Annotated in this window: 9 protein-coding genes; 6 read left to right on the top strand and 3 right to left on the bottom strand. The window is 62.7% G+C overall.

The window, feature by feature from the left end; all coding sequences use genetic code 11:
• Nucleotide 1 precedes the first annotated feature (1 nt).
• Genes RQP54_RS11985 through dapC form a run of 3 tightly spaced genes read right to left on the bottom strand, consistent with a single transcriptional unit; the run spans nt 2 to nt 3262 of the window.
• Nucleotides 2–1168 (bottom strand): PilT/PilU family type 4a pilus ATPase, encoded by a 1167-nt coding sequence (locus tag RQP54_RS11985; RefSeq protein ID WP_315678542.1) that lies wholly within the window; start codon nt 1166–1168, stop codon nt 2–4.
• A gap of 29 nt (nt 1169–1197) precedes the next feature.
• Entirely contained in the window at nt 1198–2022 is an 825-nt protein-coding gene (dapD, locus tag RQP54_RS11990) for a 2,3,4,5-tetrahydropyridine-2,6-dicarboxylate N-succinyltransferase (RefSeq protein ID WP_315678543.1), read from the bottom strand.
• Between the two features lie 22 nt (nt 2023–2044).
• Nucleotides 2045–3262 (bottom strand): succinyldiaminopimelate transaminase, encoded by a 1218-nt coding sequence (gene dapC / locus RQP54_RS11995; RefSeq protein ID WP_315678544.1) that lies wholly within the window; start codon nt 3260–3262, stop codon nt 2045–2047.
• Nucleotides 3263–3351: 89 nt separating this feature from the next.
• Between dapC and RQP54_RS12000 the strand changes: the two genes are divergently transcribed.
• The 6 genes from RQP54_RS12000 to RQP54_RS12025 all read left to right on the top strand — a co-directional run bounded on the left by RQP54_RS12000 (nt 3352) and on the right by RQP54_RS12025 (nt 12153).
• Nucleotides 3352–3708 (top strand): Hpt domain-containing protein, encoded by a 357-nt coding sequence (locus RQP54_RS12000; RefSeq protein ID WP_315678545.1) that lies wholly within the window; start codon nt 3352–3354, stop codon nt 3706–3708.
• A gap of 39 nt (nt 3709–3747) precedes the next feature.
• The gene (locus RQP54_RS12005; protein ID WP_315678547.1) at nt 3748–4134 is read left to right on the top strand and encodes a response regulator; all 387 of its coding nucleotides are present in this window, start codon (nt 3748–3750) and stop codon (nt 4132–4134) included.
• A gap of 124 nt (nt 4135–4258) precedes the next feature.
• Nucleotides 4259–7774: a chromosome segregation protein SMC gene (gene smc / locus RQP54_RS12010; RefSeq protein ID WP_315678548.1), complete on the top strand. Its 3516-nt coding sequence runs from the start codon at nt 4259–4261 to the stop codon at nt 7772–7774.
• Between the two features lie 5 nt (nt 7775–7779).
• Nucleotides 7780–8820, top strand: coding sequence for a cell division protein ZipA C-terminal FtsZ-binding domain-containing protein (locus RQP54_RS12015; RefSeq protein WP_315678549.1), 1041 nt, complete (start codon nt 7780–7782; stop codon nt 8818–8820).
• A gap of 15 nt (nt 8821–8835) precedes the next feature.
• On the top strand, nt 8836–10962 hold the full coding sequence (gene ligA / locus RQP54_RS12020) for an NAD-dependent DNA ligase LigA (protein ID WP_315678551.1): 2127 nt from the start codon (nt 8836–8838) through the stop codon (nt 10960–10962).
• A 33-nt stretch (nt 10963–10995) separates the two neighbouring features.
• Nucleotides 10996–12153 carry a hypothetical protein gene (locus tag RQP54_RS12025; RefSeq protein WP_315678553.1) on the top strand — a complete coding sequence of 386 codons (1158 nt, stop codon included), beginning with the start codon at nt 10996–10998 and terminating at the stop codon, nt 12151–12153.
• Nucleotides 12154–12165: the final 12 nt, after the last annotated feature.

Consider the following 12165-nt stretch of genomic DNA (forward strand, 5'->3'; position numbering starts at 1 on the left):
GTCAGTGCTTCACGTCGAGCGTGATTTCGGTGAACGAGGCGCCTTCCTCTTCCTCTACCGCCGCCACGGGCTTGGCCGCGCGGTTGAAGTCGTTCTGCAGGCGCCATTGCAGGTTGGTCGGCGAGTCGGAGTGCGCCATGCCTTCCTTGCGGTCGACAATGCCATCGGCAATGAGTCGCGCAATGTCGTATTCGAAGGTTTGCGAGCCTTCGGCCATGGCTTTTTCCATGGCCTCCTTGACGCTGGTGAAGTCGCCTTTTTCGATGAAGTCGGCCACCAGCTTGGTATTGAGCAGCACTTCGACTGCAGGGGTGCGGGCACCCGTCTGGGTGCGCAGCAGACGTTGCGAGATGATCGACTTGAGTGCCGCCGCCAGGTCACCCAGCATGGTGGGCCGAACCTCGGCCGGATAGAAGCTCAGGATGCGATTGAGCGCCTGGTAGCTGTTGTTGGCGTGCATGGTCGCTAGGCACAGGTGCCCCGATTGCGCGTAAGCCAGCGCTGCCGACATGGTTTCCCGGTCCCGGATTTCACCAATCAGGATCACGTCCGGCGCCTGGCGCAAGGCGTTCTTGAGCGCCACGTTCAAGGCCTCGGTATCGACCCCCACTTCGCGCTGGTTGACGATGCAGCGTTTGTTCTTGAACAGGAACTCGACCGGGTCCTCGATGGTGAGGATGTGGCCGGCCATGTTCTCGTTGCGGTAATCGATCATGGAAGCCAGGGTGGTGCTCTTGCCCGCACCGGTGGAGCCCACCATGAGGATCAGGCCGCGCTTTTCCATGATCAGGTCGGTCAGTACCGCCGGTACCCCCAGCGTACTCAAGGGCGGCACTTCAACGGCAATGAAGCGGATGACCACGGCCATGGAACCCCGTTGGCGCATGGCACTGAGGCGGAAACGCCCGACACCGGGCAGCCCGAAGCCCATGTTGAGTTCGCCGTTACGCTCGAACTCTTCAATGCGCTCGCGCGGCAGCACTTCGGCAACCAGATTGCGCGGAGCGTCGACCGGCAGAACCTGGCTGTTGATGGGCACACACTGGCCATTGATGCGGATCATGGCCGGTGCGTGCGCCGAGAGGTACACATCCGATGCCTTCTTCTCCGCCATCAGGCGAAGAATACGTTCCATCGTGCCGGAAGCAGGAGGGGGCGTGGTGCTCATGGTGGGTACCTCTTGACGGTAGGTATCGATCAGTCGCGCAGCAGGTCGTTGAGCGAGGTCTTGGCACGGGTCTGTGCATCCACACGCTTGACGATGACCGCCGCATACAGGTTGTACTTGCCACCATCCTTGGGCAGGCTGCCGCTGATCACCACGGATCCAGCGGGAACGCGGCCATAGCTTACGGAGTCGGTGGCGCGGTCATAGATCGGGGTGCTCTGGCCAATGTAGACGCCCATGGAGATGACCGAGTTCTCTTCGATGATCACACCTTCCACCACTTCGGAGCGTGCGCCGATGAAGCAGTTGTCTTCGATGATGGTGGGGCCGGCTTGCATGGGTTCCAGCACGCCGCCAATACCCACGCCGCCACTGAGGTGGACGTTCTTGCCGATCTGGGCGCAGGAACCCACCGTCGCCCAGGTGTCCACCATGGTGCCTTCGTCGACATAGGCACCGATGTTCACGTAGGAAGGCATCAGGATCACGCCCTTGGCCAGGAAACTGCCGCGGCGTGCCACTGCCGGGGGCACCACACGCACACCGGTCGCGCGCATGGCTTCCCCGTTCATGCCGGCGAACTTGGTCGGCACCTTGTCGTAGAAGCCCAGGTCACCGGCCTGGATGATCTCGTTGTCCTTGAGGCGGAACGACAGCAGCACGGCCTTCTTGATCCACTGGTGGGTGGTCCATTGGCCCACGCTCTCGCGGGTGGCGACGCGCAGGCTGCCGTTGTTCAGGCTCTCCAGCACATGTTCCACGGCTTCCACCACTTCGGCGGGTGCCGATTTGGCGGAAATGTTCGCGCGGTTTTCCCAGGCGTTGTCGAGGATGCTTTGCAGTTGTTGGGTCATGGTCAGTCAGGAGGTTGAGAAATCAGGATCGGCGCTCGAGGACGAATTGCCGGATGCGTTGTGCTGCTTCGACACACTCTTCGGATTCGGCCACCAGCGCCATGCGGATGCGGCCAGCACCCGGGTTGTGGCCGTGCGCTTCGCGGGCAAGGTAACTGCCCGGCAATACCGTCACATTGTATTGAGCCAGCAAGTCGCGGGCGAAATCGGTGTCGCTTCCATCGACACCGGCCCAGAGATAGAACCCGGCGTCGGGGAGTTGAACGTCGAGCACGTCAGCCAGGATGGGTGTGACGCGGGCAAACTTTTCCTGGTACAGGCGCCGGTTCTCGATCACATGCGCCTCATCGTCCCAGGCCGCAATGCTCGCGGCCTGGACCACGGGGCTCATGGCACTGCCATGGTAGGTGCGGTAGAGCAGGAACTGCTTGATCAGCGTGGCGTCACCGGCGCAGAAGCCGCTGCGCATGCCCGGCACGTTGCTGCGCTTGGACAGGCTGGTGAACACCACCACGTTGCGGAAATCGGTTCGCCCGGCGGCGACGCTTGCCTGCAAGGCACCCAGCGGTGCTTCAGGGCGGAAGTAGATCTCGCTGTAGCACTCGTCGGACGCGATGACGAAACCATGGCGATCGCTCAGTTCAAACAGCTTGTTCCATTCCTGCTGGGGCATGACAGCCCCGGCGGGGTTGCCCGGAGAGCAGACATACAGCAACTGGGTTTGCGCCCACACGGCCTCAGGAACGCTGTCCCAATCCACTGCGAAATTGCGTGCCGCAACCGAGGGGGCGAAATAGGGCTGGGCGCCCGCAAGCAATGCGGCGCCTTCGTAGATCTGGTAGAACGGGTTGGGACACACCACGCACGGGGGCTGGTCTGGCGAGCGTGAGGTGTCAATGACGGTCTGGGCAAAGGCAAACAGCGCTTCGCGTGATCCGTTGACGGGAAGCACCTGGGTCGCAGGACTCAGGTCAACACCATAGCGCCGTTGGATCCAGCGCACCATGGATTCGCGCAACGCAGGTGTTCCAGCGGTGGCGGGGTAGCTGGCCAGTGCCAGCTCTTCCGGCCCACGGATGGCATCGCAATAGGCTTGCTTGATCAGCTCGGGGGTTGTATGGCGGGGCTCGCCGATGCCCAGGCTGATGGGGCGAAACGCGGGATTCGGTGTGACGCTGGCAAACAATTGGCGCAGGCGTTCAAAAGGATAGGCCTGCAGACGCGACAAATAGGGATTCATGGGGCAGAATTATCGGTCACGAAACCACCAGCGTGCGACGGGCGGCCGATTCAGGTTGAGGGAGCGCATGCATTCTTGCGGAGATCATGATGGGTAGTTCTGACCGTGGCGGATTCATTTATCTTGACGTGGACCGTGCGCTGGAGCAGATTGGGGAGGCCGAGGCACTTCATGACATGCTGGACATGCTCCAGAGCAGCTTGGACCGGGATCTCCCACAGATACAGGCCCTGCTGGATTCCGGCGACGTTCGGTCTGCCAACCGTCTGCTGCATGCCATCAAGGGGTTCATCCCGATCTTCTGCGTCGATGCATTGTGTGACCACGTTGCCAGCGTTGAATTGCTGAGCAAGACCGCGAGTGCTGCGGAAGTAACCGCTGCCTTTGCCCTGCTGGAGCCCAAGTTGCGCGGACTTCAGTCCGAGATCGATGCGCATCTGGTCTAAGACGACGCGCATGCGTTCCCATGCTTTAAGGAAGTCTCCATGGATCTGCGTCTGATACGTGTGGTGGTGGTGGAGGATGAAGCCATCATGCGAACCTTTATCCTGAACAGCCTGCGCCGTCTCGGCGTGCAGGATCTCTACGCCTTTGAAGATGGGGCAACGGCATTGCCCGAGGTGATCAAGCTCAAGCCCGATCTGGTGCTTACCGATGTGCATATGCAGCCGGTGGGGGGCATCGAGTTCGTGCGGCAATTGCGAGGCGTGGCGAACAACCAGATCAGCAACACCAAGGTGATATTCCTCAGCGCCGACTCCAGCATGTCGACGGTGGGGGAAGTCCTGCCTTTGGGTGTTTCCGGTTACCTGGTAAAGCCACCGAACCTGGCGGCGCTTGGCGCCAAGATTGAATCGGCGCTGAAAAAATAGGCAGTGAGCGGCCTCTGACCCGTTCCCTTCTGGGCGGGGCCGACACGGTATCATTGCCGCTTTGCCCAGTGGCAGGTCGGTGCATACCGACCCCGGCCACTGCATAGAGTCACTCCGTTCCTCCGTGCGTCTCAATTCCATCAAGCTTTCCGGGTTCAAGTCGTTCGCGGAACCCACGAATTTCCAGCTTCCAGGCCAGATGATTGGCGTGGTGGGTCCCAATGGCTGCGGCAAATCCAACATCATGGATGCCGTGCGCTGGGTGCTGGGGGAGAGCCGGGCCAGTGAACTGCGTGGCGAGTCCATGCAGGACGTCATCTTCAACGGCTCCAACACCCGCAAACCCGCCAGCCGGGCCAGTGTGGAGTTGGTGTTCGACAATGCCGACCACCGTGCCGGGGGGCAGTGGGGGCAATTTGCCGAGATTGCCGTGCGGCGTGTGCTTACCCGCGACGGCACTTCGAGCTACTTCCTGAACAACCAGCCGGTACGTCGCCGCGACGTACAGGACGTGTTCCTGGGCACCGGTCTGGGCCCCAGAGCCTACGCCATCATCGGCCAGGGCACGATTGCCCGCATCATCGAGTCCAAGCCCGAAGAGCTGCGCCTCTTCCTGGAAGAGGCGGCCGGAGTCTCCAAGTACAAGGAGCGCCGCCGGGAGACCGAAAACCGCCTCTCTGACACCCGAGAGAACCTGACGCGCGTCGAAGACATCCTGCGGGAGCTCAACGCGAATCTCGAAAAGCTCGAAAAGCAGGCCGAGGTGGCCGCCAAGTACAACACGCTGCAAAGCGATGTCACACGCAAGCAGCACCAGCAGTGGTTCCTCAAGCGGGCCGAGGCCATGGCCGACCAGGCCAAGGTGCAGACCGAAGGCTTGGCTGCCGTGAACGCGCTCGAAGCGCGCATGGCCGACCTGCGCAGCATCGAGGCCGACCTCGAGGCCGTGCGCCAGGCGCACTATGCGGCCGGTGACAAGGTGAATCAGGCCCAGGGCCTGCTGTACGAAGCCAGCACTGATGTGGGCCGCCTGGAAGCCGAGATCCGGTTCGTGGTCGAAGGCCGCCAACGGGTGGAGCAGCGCCTGGTCACGCTGCAGGAGCAGATCGACCAATGGGCGGTGCGCCGCGATGACGCCTTGGCCGAAGCCGAGCGTTTGGCAGAACTTGCTCTGACTGGGGACGAGCAGGCCGAGTTGCTCGCGGCACAGCTGGAAGAGCATTCCATGCGACTGCCAGACCTTGAAGAGGCGGTGGGCAAGGCGCAATCCCAGGCCAACCAGCAGCGCCAGACCGTGGCACAGGTGCAGCAGCAGATCCAGGTGCTGGCGGCCGAGCAGCGCAGCATCGACGAACAGTCGCGCCAACTCAATCAGCGCCGTGATCGCCTCACGACCGACCGCAGCGCCCTGGCATTGCCTGACGAAGCCCGCCTGCAGGAGCAGACTGAGGAGCATGAAGCAGCACGGGAGCAGGCCGAAGTGATGGACGCCCGCCTGCATGAATTGCAGGAATCGGTCCCGTCACTGGACGAAGCCCGTCGTCACCAGCACCAGGTGGTCAATGACGAGGGTGCCAAGTTGTCGGCCCTGTCGGCCCGCATGGAAGCACTCAAGGCCTTGCAGGAACGCGTGAAGACCGACGGCAAGCTCAGCCCTTGGTTGGCCAAGCATGGGCTGGACAGCCTGCAGAGCCTGTGGACGCGTATCCACATCGAGAACGGTTGGGAGACTGCACTGGAAAGCGCCTTGCGGGAGCGGCTCGGTGCACTCGAAGTGTCGCGCCTGGAAACGCTGCGCGCCTTCGTGGGCGATGCACCGCCGGCCAAGCTGGCATTCTTCAGCGCACCGCCGGCGGCGGCACCGGAACCGGCTTCGCGCTGGCCGCGCCTGAGTGAACTCCTGCGCATCAACGACGCAGGCCTGCGCGCGGTCATCACCGAATGGTTGCACGGCTGCTACACGGCGCCGAGCTTCGAGGAGGCATTGGCGCAACGGGACAAGCTCCAGCCGGGTGAGTGCTTTGTCGTTCAATCGGGCCACACGGTTTCGCTGCACAGCGTGGCGTTCTACGCCCAGGACTCGGAGCAGTCCGGCATGCTGGCACGTGCCCAGGAAATCGAGAACCTGGAAAAGCAGATCCGCGCCCAGACGCTCATTACCGATGAAGCGCGCACCGCGCTGGCCCGTGCCGAAAGCGTCTACGCCGACGCTGCCCAGCGTTTGGTTGCAGCGCGCAAGGAGGCTGCCGAAGCCCAGTCCCGCGCCCATGCCCTGCAGGTCGAAGTGCTGCGCCTGTCGCAGATGGCGGCGCAGGCGCGTGAACGCAGTGCCCAGATCGATGCCGACCTGGGCGAGATCGATGCCCACCTGGAAGACCTGCAGGAGCGGCGCATGGCCGCCGAAGGGCGCTTCGAGGAACTGGACATGCAATTGGCCGACAGCCAGGAGCGCCATGCCCAGCTGGAAGACAAGGTCATCGAGGCCCAACGCGCACTGGACCAAAGCCGCGAGCAGCAGCGCAGCCTGGAACGGCAGGCCCAGGAGGCCACGTTTGCGCAGCGTAGCCTGCAGGCCCGCACCGCCGAGCTCAACCGTACCGTGGACACGGCGCGCCAGCAGACCGAATCCATCCATGCCGAGGAACAGCGCGCCAAGGACGAATTGGCGCGGCTGACCGACGCGGCCGCCCAGGCCGGGCTGCAGAACGCACTGGCACTGAAGATGGAGCGCGAGCAGGCATTGGCCGCCCGGCGCAGCGAATACGACGACCTGACCAACAAGCTGCGCTCCAGTGACGAGCGCCGCATGCAGCTGGAGCGCGAGCTCGACCCGCTGCGCCAGCGCATCACCGAGTTCCAGCTCAAGGAGCAGGCGGCCCGCCTTGGCTTCGAGCAGTTCGAGGCCCAACTGGTGGATGCCCAAGCCGACCTCGCCGAGCTGGAGCAGTCCATCAAGGACGGCAATGTGCGCCTGTTTGGCCTGCAGGGTGAGATCGACCGCCTGCATCGCGAAATTGCTGCATTGGGTGCAGTCAACCTGGCAGCCCTGGATGAGCTCACCGCCGCCCGCGAGCGCAAGCAGTTCCTCGATTCGCAGTCTGCGGACCTTACGTCTGCGATGACCACGCTGGAAGACGCGATCCGCAAGATCGACGCCGAAACCCGCGAACTGCTCTCGGGCACCTTTGATGAAGTGAACCGCCATTTCGGGCGCATGTTCCCCGAACTGTTCGGTGGCGGCAATGCGCGTCTGGTCATTACCGGCGACGAGATTCTCGATTCCGGTGTGCAGGTCATCGCCCAGCCGCCGGGCAAGAAGAACCAGACCATCCATCTGCTCTCGGGTGGTGAAAAGGCGCTTACGGCCATTGCCCTGGTGTTTGCCATCTTCCAACTCAACCCGGCGCCGTTCTGCCTGCTGGACGAAGTGGATGCCCCGCTGGACGACGCGAACACCGAGCGTTATGCCAAGCTGGTGACCAGCATGAGCAAGGAAACGCAGTTCCTGTTCATCAGCCACAACAAGATCGCCATGGAAATGGCACAACAACTCATCGGCGTCACCATGCAGGAGCAGGGCTGCTCGCGCATCGTGGCGGTGGACATGGAGTCGGCCGTCAAGATGGCCGAATTGAGCTGACAGCTATGAGCAGTTTGCAGATCGGATTGGCTATTGCAGGCGGTGCGGTACTGGCCGCCGTGGTGGCGCATGGGGCCTGGACATCGCGCAAGAACCAGCCGCGCCAGCCCGTGCAGGACCCGCGCGACTCGGGTCTTCTGGCTGTGGAGCCGGGCTTGGACGGTAGCGAGGAGCCGACCCTGGACGTGTCGCGATTCACCTTGCCGGTAGCCCTGCGCAAGCCTGCATTGGACCCACTGATCGACGCCATCGCCAATATTGCCTTGGAGCCTGGCTCGGTGGTATCGGGCGAGGCAGCCATGGCGGCGCTGCCCCCCACCCGGCGTGTGGGCACCAAGCCCTTTGCGGTGGAAGGCCTGAATGCGGTTACCGGCCAGTGGGAAGCGCCGGCGGGTGGTCAGCGCTACAGCGCTTTCCAGGCCGGGGTGCAACTGGCGAACCGCTCTGGCGCCCTCAACGAAATCGAGTTTTCCGAGTTTGTCGTCAAGACCCAGGCCTTTGCCGATGCCATCAGCGCAACGCCCGAATTCACCGAAATGGTCGACGAGGTAGCGCGCGCCAAGGAATTGGACCAGTTTGCCAGCGTGCACGACGCCCAGCTCATGTTCAGCATCCGGGCGCGCAATGCCTCCTGGAGCCCGGGCTACGTGCAGCAGCACGCCGCCAAGTTGGGCTTTGTGCCGGGTGTCATGCCGGGGCGCATGGTCATTGCGGCCTCCACCGAAGGCCTGCCGCCGGTGCTGGTGCTCGAATTCGACTCCCAGGCCGCCTTGGCCGAAGACCTGGAGCAATCCGCCATCCGCGAGTTGTCCCTGCATCTGGATGTTGGCCAGGTGGATCGCGGCGAGCAGCCTTTCGAGCGCATGTGCGAAGTGGCAATCCAGCTCTCTCAGACCATGGAGGGTGTGGTGACGGACGACAACGGACGCCCACTGACGCAGGACACGCTCAACGGTATTGCCCGAGACCTGCAGGGCCTGTACAGCACGCTGGAGATGCGTGACTTTGCTGCGGGCTCGGCCCTGGCGCGTCGCCTGTTCTCCTGATCCATTCGCACCGCCGTGCACACCGCCGACCTGTTCGAAGCCCCGGTCCCCGCGCCGCAAGCCCCCGCAGAGCGTGTGGCGCAGCTATGCGCCTTATTGCAGCGCTATGCCCACGAATACTACGTGCTGGACGCGCCCAGCGTTTCGGATGCCGAGTACGACCGCTTGTTCCAGGAATTGCAGTCACTGGAAGCTGCCCATCCTGCACTGCGGCGCAGCGACTCTCCGACCCAGCGCGTAGGCGGCAAGGCGCTCGACGCCTTTGCCCCGGTGCGTCACGCGGTGCCCATGCTGAGCATCCGTACCGAGACCGACACCGAATCCAGTGGCGCCGAGGCCTTTGACGCCCGGGTGCGCAAGGAGCTGGGCCTGGGAGAAGGGGACGGCCTAGTGGAGTACTGCGCCGAGCTCAAGTTCGATGGCCTGGCCATGAGCCTGCGCTACGAGCACGGCGTGCTGGTGCAGGCCGCCACCCGCGGCGACGGTGAAACCGGCGAAGACGTCACCGCCAACATCCGCACCATCGCGCAGATTCCGCTGCGCATTCCGGTGCCGGGCAGTGTGAGCGCAGTGCCTGTTCCCGATGTGCTGGAGGTGCGTGGCGAGGTCTACATGCGCCGTGACGACTTCGAAGCCCTGAATGAGCGCCAGCGCCAACGCATTGCTGCAGGAGAGAAAGGCGAAAAGACCTTCGTCAACCCGCGCAATGCCGCTGCGGGTGCCGTGCGCCAGCTGGACTCGACCATCGCTGCCCAGCGCCCCTTGAGCTTCTTTGCCTACGGCCTGGGTGAGGTGTCCTCGCAAGACGCTGAGCCCACGACCCACCTGGCTTGGCTGCAACGGCTGAAATCCTGGGGTTTTCCGGTTGCAGCCCAGGTGGATATTGCGCAAGGCGCTACGGAATTGGTAGCGTATCACCAACGCATCGGTGAGCAGCGGGACAGCCTGCCGTTCGATATCGACGGCGTGGTTTACAAGGTCAACCGCCTGGACCTGCAGCGCCAGCTCGGGTTCGTGACGCGGGAGCCACGCTGGGCCGTGGCCCACAAGTACCCGGCCCAGGAGCAGATGACCACGGTGCTGGACATCGACGTGCAGGTGGGGCGTACCGGCAAGCTCACGCCCGTGGCCAAGCTTTCCCCCGTATTCGTCGGCGGCGTCACCGTCACCAATGCCACCCTGCACAACGAAGACGAAGCACGCCGCAAGGACGTGCGGGTGGGCGACACCGTGGTGGTGCGCCGCGCTGGCGATGTGATCCCCGAAGTGGTCTCTGTGGTGCTGGAGCGCCGTACGGGCGAAGCGCCCCCGTTCACCATGCCCCACGTCTGCCCGGTGTGTGGTTCCGCTGCCGTGCGGGAGGAGGGCGAGGCCGACTACCGCTGCACCGGCGGGCTGTTCTGCAGCGCCCAGCGCAAGCAGGCCATCCTCCACTTTGCCCAACGCCGCGCGGTTGAGGTCGAGGGCTTGGGTGAAAAGCTGGTGGACCAGTTGGTGGACGGTCAGATCGTCAAGACCCTGCCGGACCTCTACCGTCTGGGCTTTGTGGCCCTGGCCAGCATGGAGCGCATGGCCGGCAAGTCGGCCCAGAACCTGCTGGACGCCCTGGAAAAGTCCAAGCAAACCACCTTGCCACGATTTCTTTTTGGCTTAGGGATTCGCCATGTGGGCGAGGCGACAGCCAAGGAGCTGGCGCGGCACTTCGGAACACTCGACGCCATCATGGACGCCAGCGAGGAAGCCTTGCTGCAGGTGGCCGATGTCGGGCCCATCGTGGCGCAGAGCATCCACCGCTTCTTTGCCCAGGCGCACAACCGTGAGGTGGTGGAGCAGCTGCGCGTTTGCGGGGTCACCTGGCCCGAGGGGCCGCCCTCGGTTGATGCATCCCCGAAGCTGCTGAGCGGCAAAACCCTGGTGCTGACCGGCACGCTGCCCACGCTGTCGCGCGATGCCGCCAAGGAATTGATTGAAGCCGCTGGCGGCAAGGTGGCCGGGTCGGTGAGCAAGAAAACCCACTACGTCGTCGCAGGGACCGAAGCGGGCAGCAAGCTCGACAAGGCGCAGGAGCTGGGCATTGCGGTACTGGACGAAGCGGGACTGCTTTCTTTGCTGGGCTCTACACCACCTGCCTCCGCAGAATAGACGCAACGGACGCGAAGTAGCGAGGGTGCCTGAATGTGGTTTGTGTTTGGCTTTGTGACCCTGATCAGCTTTTCGGTCTATTTTGGGCTCCGCCGATACAAGGCCAACTGGAAGGGATTGCCTGCTACCCACCATGGAATCGCATATCGCTATCTTTTTCAGACCGAAAAGCAACGACGCGGAATACTGTTTGACGAAAACAGGGAGTACACGCCCAGTTTGAAGGTTTCGGTAGAGGCACCACGCGAATTTGAATTCGTGCTCAAGCGGGAGAGTGCATTTGACCGGGCTTGCAAGTGGCTCGGGCTGGCGAACGAGTACCAAGCCGGCGACTCGGAATTCGATGACCTGGTGTATGTCGTCTCGAATGACCAGCATCTGACGTCCGAGGTGATTAGCCAGGAAAGCATGCGTGATGCAGCGCTGGCGCTGTTTAACATGAATCTGCACGAATGTCGTGCCTCCGAAATCAGGTGCCACGGCGGTCGGGTTTGGGTTATGTTCAAGGTTGGAAAGAAGTACCGCGAAGCATCGTCTGAGCCGCTTTTGCATGAGGTGGCCGAACGGTCTGTGCTTCTGCTGCATGACTTGGTGCAGTGCATGCAAGCCGGTCGCCCCGAGTCCTCTCCACGGTCGCGGGATCCATTTGCGATTCGGGCTGCGGTAGTTCTTGCTGGTTGTACCGGACTGCTGGCAAATGGACTCACTCACTCGCTCAGACAAGGTTTTACACAGCCGGGGTTTGTCGTTGATACATCTTTGCTGTGGACCTACGCAGCGTATGGGGGCATGGCAGTGGTTATCGCCCTCGTCGTTCTGACACTATGGTGGTTGGGCCGGACGGCTCGGACCCACCTGGTCTTGATCGAGATAGTGCTGGTCGGTTCGATAGGAGCCGTGCTGACGATGTATTCGGAAGTCCAGGATTTGAACTGGGAAGCTGACCATTCACCCACTGAAATGGTCAATGCAAAAGTGATTGCGAAATCGGTGAGCCATTCGCACAAAGGGGGGGCGAGTTACTTCGTACATGTCACCGACTGGATTGCGCACGGCCAGACGCGCAAGGTTCGGGTATCCAGTGGCTTCTATGAGGGCGTGCAGTCCGGCGCATTGATCGAGTTTCGGCAGCGGGCTGGGTTCCTGGGTGTTCGTTGGGTCGAGTCCTACCGGTTGATTCCGAAGATCTAGCAGTTTGATTCA

It is taken from the genome of Curvibacter sp. APW13, assembly GCF_032337135.1.
Classification (GTDB): domain Bacteria; phylum Pseudomonadota; class Gammaproteobacteria; order Burkholderiales; family Burkholderiaceae_C; genus Allorhodoferax.